Origin of the sequence: Chryseobacterium bernardetii (assembly GCF_003815975.1) — a bacterium.
Classification (GTDB): Bacteria; Bacteroidota; Bacteroidia; order Flavobacteriales; family Weeksellaceae; genus Chryseobacterium; species Chryseobacterium bernardetii.
This window is the reverse complement of record NZ_CP033932.1, coordinates 4,582,408-4,598,959: the sequence shown is the minus strand read 5'-3', so window position 1 is coordinate 4,598,959 and position 16,552 is coordinate 4,582,408. Positions and strand designations below refer to the sequence as shown.

General features: G+C 38.4%; 19 protein-coding genes and 1 pseudogene. All 20 read left to right on the top strand.

Annotated features, from left to right (window positions below):
- Window positions 1-418 precede the first annotated feature (418 nt).
- The 20 genes and pseudogenes from EG339_RS21005 to EG339_RS20910 all read left to right on the top strand — a co-directional run bounded on the left by EG339_RS21005 (window position 419) and on the right by EG339_RS20910 (window position 16,545).
- Entirely contained in the window at window positions 419-1,186 is a 768-nt protein-coding gene (locus EG339_RS21005; protein WP_123871823.1) for a ParA family protein, read from the top strand.
- Window positions 1,187-1,197: 11 nt separating this feature from the next.
- Window positions 1,198-1,599: a DUF3408 domain-containing protein gene (locus tag EG339_RS21000; protein WP_123871822.1), complete on the top strand. Its 402-nt coding sequence runs from the start codon at window positions 1,198-1,200 to the stop codon at window positions 1,597-1,599.
- Window positions 1,600-1,605: 6 nt separating this feature from the next.
- On the top strand, window positions 1,606-1,902 hold the full coding sequence (locus EG339_RS20995) for a DUF3408 domain-containing protein (protein WP_076351002.1): 297 nt from the start codon (window positions 1,606-1,608) through the stop codon (window positions 1,900-1,902).
- 6 nt (window positions 1,903-1,908) lie between these two features.
- Window positions 1,909-2,526, top strand: coding sequence for a conjugal transfer protein TraD (locus EG339_RS20990; protein WP_123871821.1), 618 nt, complete (start codon window positions 1,909-1,911; stop codon window positions 2,524-2,526).
- Window positions 2,527-2,687: 161 nt separating this feature from the next.
- Window positions 2,688-3,479 carry a hypothetical protein gene (locus tag EG339_RS20985; RefSeq protein ID WP_123871820.1) on the top strand — a complete coding sequence of 264 codons (792 nt, stop codon included), beginning with the start codon at window positions 2,688-2,690 and terminating at the stop codon, window positions 3,477-3,479.
- A 202-nt stretch (window positions 3,480-3,681) separates the two neighbouring features.
- Window positions 3,682-3,990, top strand: coding sequence for a DUF4134 domain-containing protein (locus tag EG339_RS20980; protein ID WP_076351006.1), 309 nt, complete (start codon window positions 3,682-3,684; stop codon window positions 3,988-3,990).
- 7 nt (window positions 3,991-3,997) lie between these two features.
- Window positions 3,998-4,324 carry a DUF4133 domain-containing protein gene (locus tag EG339_RS20975; protein WP_076351008.1) on the top strand — a complete coding sequence of 109 codons (327 nt, stop codon included), beginning with the start codon at window positions 3,998-4,000 and terminating at the stop codon, window positions 4,322-4,324.
- Between the two features lie 7 nt (window positions 4,325-4,331).
- Window positions 4,332-4,973, top strand: coding sequence for a hypothetical protein (locus EG339_RS20970; protein WP_123871819.1), 642 nt, complete (start codon window positions 4,332-4,334; stop codon window positions 4,971-4,973).
- Window positions 4,974-4,995: 22 nt separating this feature from the next.
- Window positions 4,996-7,562, top strand: a pseudogene (locus tag EG339_RS20965) (TraG family conjugative transposon ATPase).
- Between the two features lie 58 nt (window positions 7,563-7,620).
- Window positions 7,621-8,226 (top strand): DUF4141 domain-containing protein, encoded by a 606-nt coding sequence (locus EG339_RS20960; protein ID WP_378114386.1) that lies wholly within the window; start codon window positions 7,621-7,623, stop codon window positions 8,224-8,226.
- 15 nt (window positions 8,227-8,241) lie between these two features.
- On the top strand, window positions 8,242-9,261 hold the full coding sequence (traJ, locus tag EG339_RS20955; protein WP_076351014.1) for a conjugative transposon protein TraJ: 1,020 nt from the start codon (window positions 8,242-8,244) through the stop codon (window positions 9,259-9,261).
- A gap of 2 nt (window positions 9,262-9,263) precedes the next feature.
- Window positions 9,264-9,887, top strand: coding sequence for a conjugative transposon protein TraK (traK, locus tag EG339_RS20950; protein WP_123871817.1), 624 nt, complete (start codon window positions 9,264-9,266; stop codon window positions 9,885-9,887).
- Window positions 9,888-9,951: 64 nt separating this feature from the next.
- Complete coding sequence (locus EG339_RS20945) at window positions 9,952-10,239, top strand: TraL conjugative transposon family protein (RefSeq protein ID WP_123871816.1); 288 nt, start codon at window positions 9,952-9,954, stop codon at window positions 10,237-10,239.
- Window positions 10,220-11,572: a conjugative transposon protein TraM gene (gene traM / locus EG339_RS20940; protein WP_123871815.1), complete on the top strand. Its 1,353-nt coding sequence runs from the start codon at window positions 10,220-10,222 to the stop codon at window positions 11,570-11,572. Before EG339_RS20945 ends, traM begins: the two co-directional genes overlap by 20 nt.
- Window positions 11,573-11,586: 14 nt before the next feature.
- On the top strand, window positions 11,587-12,474 hold the full coding sequence (traN, locus tag EG339_RS20935; protein WP_076351020.1) for a conjugative transposon protein TraN: 888 nt from the start codon (window positions 11,587-11,589) through the stop codon (window positions 12,472-12,474).
- Between the two features lie 11 nt (window positions 12,475-12,485).
- Complete coding sequence (locus EG339_RS20930) at window positions 12,486-13,043, top strand: conjugal transfer protein TraO (RefSeq protein WP_123871814.1); 558 nt, start codon at window positions 12,486-12,488, stop codon at window positions 13,041-13,043.
- A gap of 39 nt (window positions 13,044-13,082) precedes the next feature.
- Window positions 13,083-13,532: a DUF3872 domain-containing protein gene (locus EG339_RS20925; protein ID WP_394343411.1), complete on the top strand. Its 450-nt coding sequence runs from the start codon at window positions 13,083-13,085 to the stop codon at window positions 13,530-13,532.
- Between the two features lie 287 nt (window positions 13,533-13,819).
- A complete protein-coding gene (locus EG339_RS20920) occupies window positions 13,820-14,590 on the top strand; it encodes a helix-turn-helix domain-containing protein (RefSeq protein WP_123871812.1) in 771 nt (256 codons plus the stop codon).
- Between the two features lie 91 nt (window positions 14,591-14,681).
- Window positions 14,682-16,178, top strand: a complete 1,497-nt coding sequence (locus tag EG339_RS20915) for a DoxX family protein (protein ID WP_123871811.1) — start codon at window positions 14,682-14,684, stop codon at window positions 16,176-16,178.
- A 109-nt stretch (window positions 16,179-16,287) separates the two neighbouring features.
- Window positions 16,288-16,545, top strand: a complete 258-nt coding sequence (locus tag EG339_RS20910) for a DUF6520 family protein (RefSeq protein WP_076351028.1) — start codon at window positions 16,288-16,290, stop codon at window positions 16,543-16,545.
- Window positions 16,546-16,552 lie beyond the last annotated feature (7 nt).

Sequence of the window (16,552 nt, the reverse complement as noted above, 5' to 3'; positions counted from 1 at the left end):
AAGATAGGTTAGTATGTCCCTGATAGCATTAATACCTATTAAAACTGTTTTCCTTTACAACAAATGGGGAAGATTGGTAAACCTGCATTTTGGTCAGGAATGTAACATGTCAATAAGTAGGTAATAAAAGTATTAGGTTTTAAAAACATAAAAACATAAAAACATAAAAACATAAAAACATAAAAGTGTAAAAGCGTAAAAGCGGTAAAGTTGGCAAAATGTCTTTTGTATCTACCTGTGAATGGTTTTACATTTTCATTTATGGTCATATTTCCACCTTGGTAATCATATAAAAAGTAATATAACAACTTGTATACAAGGTATTACACACTGCAATTGTCGAAGTAAAGAGATAAAATATGTTTCTGCATTCCCGCTTTTGGGGTTAAATGGTAAAATGATTAATAATATATAAGCAATGGAAAAAAAGAAGAAAACTTTAAAGGTCAGCATTTATACGCAAAAAGGAGGAGTGGGGAAGTCCACAATCACAACTTTGCTGGCAAGTGTGCTGCATTATCGATTAGGTTTTAATGTTTTGGTTATGGACTGTGACTTCCCACAGCATAGTCTGAGTAATATGCGAGAAAGAGATAGAGTAAGTATCATGAATAGTGAATATCACAAGAAGGCAGCTATGAAGCAGTTCCAGACCATTAATAAGAAAGCGTACCCGATTATAAAAAGTAAGGCGGATATAGCTCTGGAAACAGCTTTAGAGAATATAAGTCAGCTTTCTGTTGAGCCAGATATTATATTCTTTGATTTACCGGGTACAGCCAATACAAAAGGCGTGTTAACCGCGTTAAAGTCTATGGATTTTATTTTTTCTCCCATTACAGCTGATCGTCTTGTTGTGGAGAGTACACTTGCGTTCAGTAAGGCCTTTCTTCAGCTTCCTACCTCAGATGATCACAATGAAGGGTTAGCCCTCTGGCTGTTTTGGAACCAGGTTGACGGTCGTGAAAAGACAGGTCTCTACAAAGCATACCAAGAGGTGATTGAGGAGCTTAGTCTACTTATAATGAAAGCAGGTATTCGGGATAGTAAGCGGTTTAGAAAAGAGACGGATGACACGATTAATTACGTTTTTAGATCCAGTCTGCTACCAGCTGAGTTGCAGCTATTGAAGGTTACCCGCTTTGACCTTTTTATAGCTGAGTTTCTAAAGATCATTCACTTATAAATTTTAAAAAAATGACAAGAGGAAAGGAACGAAAAAGTTTTGAAAGACCTGTCGTCGATGAAGATTATCTCATGCAGATTATGAGTGGAGATGAGCCAGCTCCAGATAAGATTATCGTTAAACAGGATGAACAAAAAGAGAGTAAACCCCGCGAACGGGCAAAATCATCATTAGCTAAGAAAGTTGATTATGAAGAAACGTTTCTGGTCAACCGTTTTCCTTCGGGAAGAAGTGGTAAGGTTGTATACATTCGATCGGAATTCCATGAACGGTTGCTTCGGATCGTACAATTGACAAGGGAAGATAAAGTAACGCTGTACTCTTACATAGACAATATTTTGGAATATCATTTCAGGGAATTTGGGGGTGACATCACTGATTACTTCAATGACCGATTTAAACCAATAATATAATTGACAATGAAAAAGACACAAAACAAAGTTGAAGTTACGATTAAGGTAAATCAAGAAACAGGAATTGCTAAGGGAACGTATGAAAAGTTGTTCCTAGACAAAAAAAATATGGAAAAAAGAGGTGAAAAAAGTATCTATTTGCGGGAAGAGTACCACCAACGTTTATCCCGGATTGCCCAAATCATTGGCGGAGATAAGATCCCTCTCTATGCCTACCTCGACAATATACTTTCACATCATTTTGACCTATTTGAGTCGATGATAATTGAGGAATTTGAAGCTAACTGTAAACCTCTTTTTTGATGTGTTATGGAAGGTTTAATACAAATTGTGATCCTGGTCTGCCTTTTTACAATTATCGTTTTGCTTGCTATTGATAAGGTTAAAATAGTTAAGTCCGTGAAAACACCGGAACCGAAGGCGGTTTCTTCCCGATTACCTGATGTTATGGGCAAAACCCATAAGGACACAGATCATAGGTTAAATGAAGACAGAATTAGCGGTAGGCCATTGATAAAACCTAAAACTGATGAATTGGATCAACCTAACAAAGTTTTGGAAAATCAATTAAATGCACAACTGGAGGACGAAGTACCTATTGATCCGATCGAAGATGAAGAATGGTTGGAGGATGAATTTCCACCTTATGATGAAAGATTCAGTCAGGGTGTTTCCCTTGAAGAGTTGTTGACGGTAGGAAAACTTCTCCAGCAAAATGATCTCGAATCGGAGCAGCAAAATAAGGTAATTGATATTATGCAAAAAATACAGGGGACGGATTTATACAATGTTTTAGAGAATACAATTGAAGGTGCTTCCCAAAGGGTAGCAATTTTACTTGATAAAACTTTAGATAGCAAGAACTTGAACGTTGTGGCACCATCTGAAGGCCAGTTGGACGATTTTGATATTGGTAATTTTTTATGATAGTATCAATTTCGATTGCAAGGTAGAGCTTGACGAAAACAATGCATCAATGGGACACTATAGGAATAATTAGTACTTCATTATCTCATTCTGTGCATCCTTTTCCTGTTTCCGCAGATTTTAGCAGTCTTGGAATTAAGAAAAACTAAAATCAAAATGTTATGGAAACAAACCTGCCTATTTACAAATGGGAAAATTTCGAATTTCTTGTTGATGTTGAAAATAATTCTGTGCGAGAAACGTCAAATCCCAGAAATACTTATTCTATGTTTCAAATGAACGATCTAGGGAAAGAAGGCTATTCGTTTGAGCACTACGATGAATCTACCGGTAAATCCTTTATGGTCGATCTGCCTCCACTGGTAACCTTGGATCCGAATGGTATGGCATTAAAATACAATAAGTCAGTGGAAGAAATTCAGGGGTCAAGTGATTTTGAGGTTATGGTTGATCAGGACTTGCTTAAAAAGCGAATTTCTTCCGGCCAACTTCCAACTATTACAATTGCCGATAGTATTTTCTATGCAGATGCCCGAATAGATTTATTAAGGCCCAAAGATGATTTTTCAACACTGGGTATCCGTTTTGACGACCTTGACGATTATTATGTTGTGGAAACCAACACTTATGCATTTCCCTACAATCCACGCACGCATGAAATTGGAAAGCTGGACTATGAGAATATCACTGAATATCCAAAGGATCTGTTATTCGTTGAAATTCCAGATGTGAAGGTACTCGATCCTGTCGGCTGGAACAGGCGAAACGGATGGCCTGAAACAGATGATCTAAAGTGGGTTGGATTGAAGCTTGAATTTGACGCTAAGATCGTTCCCTGGAAACAAACAGGGATAGATGATCTTATTACTGAAAACAGATTAAAGAAACCTATTCAGAAAGCCGTCAAAGCACAGGAAAATTCTTTCAAAAATAAAAGAGGACCAAAGCTATAGATATATAAATGGCTAATAGTAAGGAGCCGCCAAAGTTGAGTACTTTGGCGGTTTTTTTTGTATCAAGAATATGTTCAATTAGGAAACCTTAGGCCAATTTAGTCCGCTCTATACCACACTCCCCAATTTCATTTCATTCCCGTGACACCTTTGTTTCCAAGCCCGCACAGGCGGGGATTACGAACTAAAAATGTAATGAAACATGAAAAATCGAAGACTAAAAATTCTGTTAGTATTTGCCATTTGCTTTTCCTTCCAAAATGTGCTCCTCGCCCAAGGAAATGGTGTAGCAGGTATATCAGAAGCAACCCAAATGGTAACCAGCTATTTTGATCCTGCAACCAAGCTGATCTATGCGATCGGTGCTGTCGTCGGACTGATTGGAGGGGTGAAAGTGTATAATAAATTTTCATCTGGAGACCCTGACACGAGTAAAACGGCGGCGAGCTGGTTTGGGGCATGTATTTTCCTGATTGTGGCTGCAACAATATTGCGTTCATTCTTTCTATAAAATTGCTATGAAGTATCATATTAATAAAGGAATAGGGAGGACGGTTGAATTCAAAGGTTTGAAAGCTCAATACCTTTTTGTTTTTGCCGGTGGGCTGCTTACTGCTCTCATCCTTGTGATGATCATGTATATGGTTGGAATCCACATGTACCTGTGTCTTAGTTTCTGTCTCAGTACTGCTTCACTTATTATCTGGAAAACTTTCGCGCTTAATGCAAAATATGGCGAGCATGGCCTGATGAAGCTTGGCGCAAAAAATAAGCACCCAAAGTATATCATCAGCAGAAAGATTATTACCAAGTATCTAGTATGTAAGTCACCTAATGGAAAATAACATGGATATGGCGAATGAAGAAAGATTGTTACCGATGATCAGTTTAGTTCCAGGGTCGGACTTTTATGTGGATGCATTGAACTATCGGTTGATTGATACGCAGGATAGGAACAACATAATCAGTGGACGAAATATTAATCACTGTGGTCGTGAGCTTCACTTTCATTTTGATGAAGAGACCAGAAATGTCGGAGAGCTTTCGTGCGGTAACAAGGATCAGTATAAGGAAATTCATTTGCAGCAACTTGAAATTTACGACCGCGAGGGATCGAGGTTACTATGGGCATATGTAGGACAGATGCATCCACGTGTCAAAGCAATCGAAGTTGAAATAGCAGAAATAAAGTTTCTCTATGAGTTTCAGAACATTTGCTTTCGCGAAAAGGAAAACCCCTTCAACTTGTTGACTCGCCAGGATCTTCACTTGGATATTAACAATGACCAGCTAGGATTCTACATTGACAGAAAACTTCGATGCCCACCACTGTGTAAGGATCTTCGGGATCATAAAAACGGTCAACAGAATCCTGATTTAATCTTTGTAGACACGGTAAAGATTGGCAGGTCAATCGAGTTGGTCCGAAATGAAAAATGGGTTGCCAGTCAGCGGCTTCGAGCCCAATCAAGAAAACTGCGCAACCGTAGATAATAAAAAAACAAAAATCTTTACAATGAAAAATATTAGCAAGGCTACCACCTTGGAAAGTAGATTTCCATTGCTGGCCGTAGAAAATAACTGCATCATCTCAAAGGAAGGGGATATCACGTTATGTTTTCAAATTATTCTTCCTGAGCTCTTCACCGTAGGAGCTGATGTTTATGAGTCTATTCATTCTACCTGGAGCAAGGCTGTTAAAACACTTCCTGATTTTACCATTGTACATAAGCAGGATTGGTACTTAAAAGAAGAATATAGACCCGACTTAGAAAATGCTGAACATAGTTTTTTATCGCGTTCCTTTCAAATGCATTTTAATGAACGCCCCTTTTTAAATCACTACTGCTATGTTTTTATAACTAAAACTACTAAAGATAGGATGCGCATGCAAAGCAACTTTAGTAGTCTTTGTAAGGGAAACTTAATCTCAAAGGAGGTCAGAGATAGGGAAGGTATGCGACGATTTGTAGAGAACGTTTCGCAATTCCAGCGTATCATTAATGACAGCGGATACATCAAAATGAATCAGCTCGAAGAGTCTGACATTATCGGAACTAAGGATGGAAGTGGAATACTGGATCAGTATTTCACACTGTCACGCGAAAAAGATGTGCCCTTAGAAGACCTGGCACTAGGTGCTGAGGAACTACGAATAGGAAGCAACCGAATGGTTTTGCATACGCTTTCAGATACCGATGATCTACCTGGTGTCGTTTCTGAATCGCAACGGTATGACAGATTATCGACCGACAGAAGTGACTGTATGTTATCGTTTGCCTCCCCCGTTGGGCTAATGTTGAGCTGTAATCACATTTATAATCAATACCTCTTCATTGACAATAGTTCCGATAATTTACGAAAGTTTGAAAAATCTGCCCGTAATATGCATTCACTTGCAAGGTATAGCCGTGCCAATCAGATAAATAGGGAATGGATCGAAAGGTATTTGAATGAGGCACATTCTCATGGGTCTCCTTCTATTCGGGCGCATTTCAATGTATTTGCCTGGTCTGAAGATCGAGAAGAATTACGACAAATAAAGAACGATGTAGGAAGTGCCTTGGCATTGATGGAATGTAAACCACGTCATAACACAGTTGACGCTGCCACATTATTTTGGGCGGGGATACCCGGCAACTCAGGTGACTTCCCTTCTGAAGAATCCTTTTACACCTTCATTGAACCAGCTCTTTGCTTTTTTACGGAGGAAACGAACTATAAGGATTCATTGTCGCCATTTGGGATCAAACTCGCAGATAGGCTGACGGGTAAGCCAATCCATTTGGATATTTCGGACTTGCCTATGAAAAAAGGCATTATTACCAATAGAAACCGTTTCATTCTGGGGCCATCTGGGGGTTGGCGGGCTACCCTTAATTGAGTAGCCCGCCAACCCTTCAAAAAAATGGAAGTGGAAAATCATTCTTCACCAACCATATGGTGAGGCAGTATTATGAGCAGGGGACGCATGTGCTTTTAGTGGACACTGGAAATTCTTATCAAGGTTTATGCGAGCTTATCAAGGGAAAGACGAAAGGCGGTGATGGCGTTTATTTTACTTACACCGAAGATAATCCGATTTCGTTCAACCCTTTCTTCACGGAAGACAATGTATTTGACATCGAAAAAAGAGAGAGCATCAAGACGCTTATCCTTACCCTTTGGAAACGTGATGATGAAGCTCCGAGGCGTAGTGAAGAGGTGGCTTTGTCAAATGCGGTTGCGGGTTATATCGAGCAAATAAAATCATCAACTGTTCAACCAAGTTTTAATGGCTTTTATGAATATGTGAAAGGAGACTATAAAAGGGTACTTCAGGAAAAGGAAGTCCGCGAAAAAGATTTCGACCTTGCAAATTTTCTAAATGTGCTGGAACCTTATTACAAAGGTGGAGAATATGACTATTTGCTGAACTCAGAAAAAGAGCTTGATTTGCTTAATAAGAGATTTATTGTCTTTGAAATTGATGCTATCAAAGATCATAAAATCCTATTTCCTGTTGTGACAATAATCATAATGGAAACCTTTATTAATAAGATGCGCAGGTTAAAAGGTGTTCGTAAAATGATACTAATTGAAGAAGCCTGGAAGGCCATTGCTAAGGAAGGAATGGCGGAATATTTAAAGTATCTCTTTAAAACGGTTAGGAAGTTTTTTGGCGAAGCGGTAGTGGTAACCCAGGAAGTGGACGACATTATTCATTCACCGATTGTACGTGAAAGTATTATTAATAATTCAGACTGCAAGATTTTGCTCGACCAACGAAAGTACGCTAATAAGTTTGATGACATTCAAAAAATGCTGGGTCTGACCGAACGCGAAAAATCTCAGATTTTAAGTATTAACCAGGATAATGACCCCACACGCCTCTACAAAGAAGTTTGGATCGGTTTAGGTGGAACGCATTCCGCAGTATATGCCACAGAAGTGAGCCACCACGAGTATTTGGCGTATACAACGGAAGAATCTGAAAAATTAGAAGTGATGAATCTTGCGCAGGAAATGGGTGGCGATGTTGAGGGAGCGATCAAGAAAATATCCCTACGAAGGATCAAGGGACTGTCGAGAGAAGACAATTAACTATTTAATAACAATCCTAAAAATTTAGAAAATGAAAAATTTTATTATCACCGTAGTAATGGTGTTAACAGTAGCCATTACCCAAAAAGTACAAGCACAGTGGGTTGTAACCGACCCGACAAATCTGGCTTCGGGAATTTTAAATTCTGCCAATGAAATTGTACAGACCTCCAGCACGGTATCAAATGTTGTGAAAAATTTTAACGAAGTCAAGAAAGTTTACGAGCAGGGGAAGGAATACTATGATAAGCTAAAGGCCGTAAACAATTTAGTCAAAGATGCCAGGAAGGTGCAGCAGACGGTATTGCTGGTCGGAGATGTCAGTTCAATGTATGTAAACAATTTTGGGAAAATGTTGAATGACAATAATTTTTCTCCGAATGAACTTATGGCTATCGGTAACGGCTATTCTGCACTATTAAATGAGAGTACTGAGCTGCTTAAGGATCTCAAGCAGATCGTCACTTCAAGCAGTCTTTCATTAAATGATAAGGAACGAATGGAAATTATCGACCGCGTATATAAGGAGGTCAAAGAATACCACAGCCTTGTTCGATACTATACGAGTAAAAACATTTCTGTCAGTATTCTTCGCGCAAAGAAGCAAAACAATACCAAAAGGGTAATGGAATTATATGGAACAGATGGGCAAAAGTATTGGTAAATCAAAAGAAAAATTATGGAATTTAATAATCTACATGAGCTCCTTCGGGGGCTCTACGATGAGATGCTTCCGATGTCTGCTACAATGGCAACTGTTGCCAAAGGTGTTGCCGGATTGGGTGCATTGTTCTATGTCGCACTAAAAGTGTGGCAGGCATTGAGCAGAGCGGAACCTATCGATGTTTTCCCTTTACTTCGACCGTTTGCGATTGGAATGTGCATCATGTTCTTTCCAACCATCGTATTGGGAACCATTAATGCGGTTTTAAGTCCGGTTGTGCAAGGAACACATAGTATGCTGGACAATCAGGTGCTTGACCTAAATAAGCTACAGGAGCAGAAGGACCTATTGGAAAAGGAAGCAACACTGAGAAATCCAGAAACAGCCTATCTGGTCAATAACGAGGAATTCGACAAAAAACTGGAAGAGTTGGGCTGGGCGCCAAATGATCTGGTTACTATGGCAGGAATGTATATGGATCGCACGGCTTATAATATGGAGCAGGCAACAAAAAAGTGGCTTCGGGAACTGCTGGAAATCCTCTTTCAGGCTGCTGCTTTGGTCGTCGATACAATTCGAACATTTTTTCTGATCGTGCTTTCTATATTAGGCCCCATAGCATTTGCGATCAGCGTATGGGATGGTTTTCAGAGTACATTAAGCCAGTGGCTGACACGGTATATAAGTGTTTACCTATGGCTTCCTGTGGCGGATATGTTCAGTGCAATGCTTGCGAAAATCCAGTCTTTGATATTAGAGCGGGATATTGAAATGCTCAACGATCCAACATTTATTCCCGACACCAGTAACACCGTATATGTGATATTCATGATCATTGGAATTGTTGGTTACTTCACCATACCTACAGTGACGGGCTGGATTATCCAGGCTGGAGGCGCTGGGAACTTTACCAGAAATGTTAGTCAAATGGCTATGCGTAGCGGAAATGTCGCTGCTGCTGGTGCTGGAGCTGCCATCGGCGAAGTTGGAGGTCAACTTATGGGTAATAATCAAGGTGGGCAAAAAACGAAATAGTTATGGAGTTTAAAACTTTAAGAAATATAGAGAATAGCTTTAGACAGATCCGGCTATACGCTATTGTTTTTGCATTGCTTTGCTTTGGAGTGACTGGATTTTCAGTCTGGAAATCCTATTCTTTTGCAAATGTGCAGCGGGAAAAGATTTATGTTTTGGATCAAGGTAAATCCCTAATGCTGGCTTTATCACAGGACGCTGCCATTAATAGGCCGGTTATGGCCAGAGAACATGTGCGTAGATTTCACGAGCTGTTTTTTACGCTTGCTCCCGACAAAGCTGCCATTGAAAGTAATATGAAACGCGCATTTGATCTGGCGGACAAAAGTGCCTACGACTACTACCATGATCTTGCAGAGAAGGGATACTATAATCGGATTATCTCTGGTAATGTGCAGCAACGTATTGAGGTTGATAGCGTTGTATGCAATTTTAATTCTTACCCCTATGCTGTGACTACCTATGCCAAGCAGTTCATTATAAGATCCAGTAATCTGACCAGGCGAAGCTTGGTTACTTCCTGTACACTCTTGAACAGTGTGAAATCAGATAATAACCCACAGGGATTTCAGATTTTGAAATTCGGTGTATTAGCAAATAAGGACGAAGAGGTTATCGAGCGGTAGAAACAAGTAGTAGACGAATGAAAAATCTGCACAACGAAGGTTCATTATAGCTAAAAAAAATAACATGAAAAATTTTAGAAATACAATCGAAAGCGAGTTAGAAAAACTCGATAATAGGTGGCAAGCACTACCGCTAAAGACCCAATGCAGGTATGTCCTTATTCTTTTTGCTTTTTACCTCACAATGGGCATTGGTGTGCTTGTCAAGGTATGCTATGATCTGGGCAAAGAGGATCGACAAATGGAAATAAGTCATATAGAATCTCCCTCCATTAATGATGGTTCATCTGCGAGGAAGGATTCTATCCTAATTAACTATAAAAAATATAGAAATGGAAGAGAGAGAGAATAAACGAATAAGTATAATCGTCGATGATGAAACTGGCAGTAATAGTTCCAATTTAACCGATAGTAAATCAAAAGTTGACAAGTTCAAAAAACCGTTGATTTTTGGACTCATGGGAATTGTTTTTATTGCGTGCCTGTATTTGATATTTAAGCCAAAAAGTTCTGGTAGCGCGATAGATGAAAAGGGATTAAAAAATGTTGTTCCCGAAGCTACGGACAAAGGTTTGCAGGCGGATAAACAAAAGGCATACGAGAAAGAGATGTTGGATGAAAAGGAAGCTGAAAAAAGAAGTTCATTGCAATCACTGGCTGATTATTGGAATAACAACGGCGATAGCACTACAGCCGGAGAATTTCCTGGGTCTACCGCAAGTGTTGGAAATACATCAGGAAATATTGGAAACCCAGGTTACCAAAATAATTCGTTAACGAGCTACAGAAATGCACAAAGTACACTGAGTTCCTTTTATCAAGATGATGACAGGGAGAAATTGGAATTGCGCAGGAAAGTTGATCAATTGCAAGAGAAGCTTTCTGCAAAGGATGTTCCGGCTGCTCCTACCTTGAATGACCAGCTAACTTTAATGGAAAAGTCGTATCAAATGGCATCAAAATATCTTCCCAGTGGAACCCAAGGAACTGATATGACAGCAGCAGCATCTTTTAAAGATTCAGCAAATTATAATTATCATAAAAGTCCAAGCAAAACCGAAAAAACGGAAAGTCTAAAGGTACTACGAAAAAGTATCGTCAGCGCTTTGTATCGCGAACAAGATGACAGCACTTTCCTAGCAAGTCTGGACGGTGAAAGGAATCATTCCTTTTTAACGGTAGGGGCAAGAGAAAAAATGGGGATTGCAAGGAATAGTATACGTGCTATAATTATGGAAACTAAAACTGTTACGGCGGATGGCTCTGTAAAGCTGAGATTACTGGAAGATGCAACGATTGCGGGCTACAGCGTTCCCAAAGGGACAGAAATGGAGGCTGGTACAAAATTTCAGGGGAATAGGTTACAGTTAAAAGTTTCATCAGTTGAGGTCAAGGGCAATATCCTGCCTGTTGAGATACTTGCTTATGATGTGAATGGTCAATTAGGGTTATCCGTTCCAAGGTCTGATGAAATCAATGCCGCTGGTGAGATAGCTGCTAATATGAGCCAAAGTTCCGGTATGAATATTTCCATGTCGCGTTCAGCAGGACAGCAGGTTGTTGGCGACCTGACACGCGGTCTTGTGCAGGGAGTTTCGGGATATTTTTCAAAAAAAATAAGGACTGTCAAGGTGACCCTTAAAGCCGGTCAGCAAGTCTTGCTGGTTACGAAAAAGAATAATTAACAAAAATCAAAAAGATGAATATCATAAGGAATACAGTTTTAATAGTCCTTTTGGTGGGACTATTTATAAAAACTTTTGGACAACAATCCGATCTTGAAAAGGGAAGGGTCGAAGCCTATAGGCTTGAGGTAACATACAACAAGACTACTCATTTAATCTTTCCTGTTGCGATAAGATATGCAGATCTGGGTTCAGAGTTGCTTACTGCTGGAATCGCGGAAGATGCTCAGAACGTGCTGCGTGTTAAAGCTGCGGTAAAGGATTTTAGTGAAGAAACTAATTTTAGTGTAATTACAAAGGATGGGCAATTCTATAATTTTAATGTGACATACAATGGTTATCCGCAAACATTAAATTATGACCTGCATAAAATGCAACAAGAGGGGGAACGTGTCGAGCAAAAAAATGTCCAGTTTGAGGAACTTGGTTTTAACCCACCATCATTAACGGAAACGGTGATGAAGACCATTTATCAGCAAGACAAACGGTACATCAGACACATAGGATCTAAATCGTATGGTGTGCAATTTATCCTGAAGGGCATATTTGTGCACAATGGTAAATTTTACTTTCATACGGAGGTCAAGAATAAATCGAACGTTCCTTACTTAATTGATTATTGCACTTTCAAGATTGTGGATAAACAGGTTGGTAAAAGGACAGTATCGCAGGAAAAACAGCTTGCACCATTACGTGAATATCCGATGATGGAGATCGTTTCAGATGAATCATCGGCAGCAAATGTCGTGCTTCTCGATCAATTTACCATTAGTGACGATCAGGTTCTAAAGATCGCATTGTATGAGAAGAATGGAGGTCGAAATCAGGTGTTAGAAATAGAAAATTCCGATCTGGTGAATGCGAAATCTGTGTCGGATATGAAAATCAAAATTAGTCAGTAAAAAAATATCTTATGAAAAAGTATATCATTGTTTTGATACTTATGCTTATAAGTATTCATGGATATTCCCAACGCATGGTCTATAAACAAAAAGCGCTAGAGGTAAGTGTCGGAATGCTGGCAAGTAAAGATGTAAGTTCTAATTACTACGTCAATTTAACCCTAAATAGCTTCGGCAGGCGCGGGAACTACTGGATTTGGAGTGCAGAATTTCAGCGTCGTACTACAGATTATAAGCAGTGGACGCTCCCGTTGGAAAATTATTTGGGTGAGATTGGATATAGTACACAGTTGCTTTCGGATGCGAGAAAGTTTATCACATTTAATGCGGGATTGACCGGTGTTGCCGGATATGAAGTTTTGAATCGTGGCGATAGAATCCTTTCAGACGGCGCGCTGTTATTGAATGATGGTGGTTTTATCTTCGGTACAGCAGGTAGATTATCTCTTGAAACTTATTTGTCGGATAATATCGTTTTGCTTTTACAGGGACGAATTAGAGTGCTTTGGGGAACAGATTTGGATCAATTCAGACCCTCTTCAGGGATTGGATTACGCATTAACTTTTGAAAAAATAATGTTATGAAAAATATAATGCATATTAGTCAAATGTCATTTGGTACGCTTGTACTGGGGTTGATGGCGATTGTTGGAATTATCTTCTTGTCAGGCTGTACAAAAGATACTTTGGATATCCAGGAGAATTTTCCTTTTGATGTAAAGGTAATGCCTGTACCAAAAGATATAGCACTTGGTGAAACAGTGGAAATGAGAATATCGATTATCTCCAGTGGTGAGTACGCTGAAAATAAGTATCATATACGTTATTTTCAGAACGACGGACAAGGAACATTGAGGTATTTTGATCATAAACCTTATCTGCCAAATGATCTATACCCGTTAATGCAAAAGGAATTCAGACTTTATTATACCTCTGAGTCATTTGTAGCACAGAATTTTGACGTATGGATCAGTGATAGTTTTGGTAATGAAAAGCAGCTATCATTCCAGTTTAACAATAAGAAGCTAGGCCCCATTATTATTGGCCCAGTTAGATAATTTCTAAATCTGGAATTGTTTGTTACTTTTATAAAACGAAAATCCTACACTACCAGAATGAGCCCATGCTCGATTGGACGGCTTTAAAGCCGTCCTTTTTTGTTACAATTAAAGGATCGGTAATGTGTTGTAATGCATTTAATTGGTAATTTATTGTATGTTATTTCTTTATTAGATTAAAAATATTATATTTAAAAAACTATAGGCCGTAAATTACACTATACGAAAACTTATTACAATGCCAGTTCTGAGATCGGTCTTACTTTGAAAACTAACTATAGGTTACAATGAATTTTTACACCATTTCATTATTGGATGATTTGGCGGGGCGAAATATCTCTAAATTTTGCAATTTAAACTTTGTGAAGCCGGCCGTTTTGTTCTCCGACCAACTGGAATTATCTATGCGTTTGCAAAGTATTGTGGATAGCTTTTATGCAATTTTAAAAAAGCTTGATATTATTCCGAATGAAGCATTCAAGAAGGAACATGTGTGTAGTTTTGATTTTACAGATTTAAATGATTACGACCCCATCGTGCTTGATGTTATTGCTAAGTTGAATTGGAAAGCCCAGGCTTTTAAAGATGTGTTTCCAGTTCATCTCCGATATACAGAAGGGGACAGCATGCACCTTGTCGTTGGAATAGCATATTTGGAAGACATAAGGAATGGTTATGTGCATTTTGTTGACCTATCCGTTCCAAAACATGTACTACAAGATGTACCATCCGATGTTTTATATATAAAGGATCTACTAAAGTCGTATAATCTAGGATTTAAACAGACTCTTCAAAATTATATTGAATCCAAAGGTTATATTTATGAGCATTTTCAGCGCGATTCCAAGTCCTGTCTTGGTGATTCCTTCTATCGGTTTTGGTTAAAAATTAAGATGTTGGAAGCTATTAGTGATATTGCGTTTACTTCGCTTAGCTTGAAGGAAATAGCATTCAAAAATAATTTCTCTGATTACGAGAACATGCACAAGGTTTTTGTAAGGAATGGAATTCGTCTTGGTGATATTCCGCGATTGGCAAAACTGAAGGTTCGTAAATAAATATTTGGCATGTTTTTCCTCAAAATGGAAATATTATCCTCAATATTGTCCGTATTATATTTTCCTGTATTGGCGAAATTTGTAATAATCAATGCCAATGGTTATGAGGGTTATTAATTTTATTTGGAAACACTTAGTAAAGATTGTCAGTATTTTACTTGCCTTACTGTTCATTTATGCAGCTGCCAGTAAATTATTTGACTTTGAAGCATTTCAGGTTCAATTAGCCCAATCTCCACTATTGAGTGCCTATGCTGGAGTTATTTCTTACGGAATTTTGGTCATTGAGTTTTTGGTGGCAATCATATTATTGATTCCAAATAGCAATAAGGTAGGACTATATGCATCAATTGGCCTTATGTCAGCATTCACACTGTATATATATCTTATCTTAAAATATAGCGATTTCGTTCCATGCTCATGTGGAGGTATTCTAGAAAAATTAGGATGGACTGAACATTTGATCTTTAATATTTTCTTTTTAGTGTTATCATTTATTGCGCTAATTGTTTTGGTGAAAAAAATGGGAAGGTCTGGACTTAAAGAACTTGGAGTTGGAGGACTAATTATTGTTATCAGCTGTCTATTCGTTTTTGCACTTTTCCGAAGTTCAGAACATATTATTAAAAGTGATAATAATTTCACCAGAAGGTTTTTGCCGCACCCTGTACTCATTGAAAAAACAAAAGACTTAAAAGTGAACTCTTTCTATCTGGCAGGAATTGAAGAGGGTATTTTATATCTTGGAAATATCAGTGCACCGTTGATTGTTACGACAATTGACACATCATTAACCGTGTTTTCCCAAATGCATACAATAATTGATAAAAAAGATTATAATTTCCGGAATGTAAAGCTTCAAGTCCGAAAACCATATTTTTATGTGTTTGACGGTACAGTTCCTATAATATATAGAGGACATCTTGGTGATTCTATCGCACGGACATTAAGTTATAAGGATGCATTTTTTAATCAAATGGTCATTCTCGATTCCACGAGGTTTGCCATCAGAACACAGAGAGGATCAGACCGGAGTTATACATTAGCTTTGCTGGATCTAAGTAGGAATTCGAAGGTAAAATTAAAATCAAATATACTTCAAGGACAGATTGATGGTGTATTTTCTGTTGATGGCTCACTAATTTCCAACAGCGATGCGACGAAATTGGTATATACATACGTTTATCGAAATCAGTTTATTGTGATGGATAGTACGATGAAAATTGATAATCGTTTTCAGACAATCGATACAACCACACATGCCAAAATAACAATTACAAAATTGTCGGACGGGAGCAAAAAAATGGGAGCACCTCCATTTACTGTAAATAAAAGATCTGTTATTGCTGGTAAATTCTTATTTAATGAATCTAATTTGAAGGGGCAATATGAGACCTCCGAGTCTTGGCGAACCTCGTCTATAATTGACGTCTATAATACCGCGCAACAGCAATATATAGGTAGTTTTTATATTAACCATAAAAAAGGTGAAGCGCTGTCTTCCTGGTTAGTAAGTGGGAGTTATCTGTATGTAATTGTCGGCAATGAGTTACGACGTTATAAAATTAGGGGGGAGGTTTTTAAATAGAATTATTTCGAAATCGACAGTTCTGGGAGCCGTCGATGGATAGGATTGATAGGGAATTAGCCGAAAACCCTGTAATAGATTAGGCGATAACCGATTAAATTATGATAGCATGAAAAAATTACTTATTCCTGTTCTTACTGTAGCAGTAGGTATAGGGGCAGCTTTTGCTGGCAATCAGGTAAGCAAATCATCTAAAATTATTCCTACTTTCCGTATTGAAGGAAATCAATGTGTACAAGTAGAACAAGACTGTGATAATGCAGGCTCTTTTCTATGTACTTTAGATGGATCAAGTTCCGTGCAGTTGTACCAATTCAAATTGAACGAAACAACCTGTTCAACTGAAATGCACAGAAGTCAGCCGTAACGAAAAG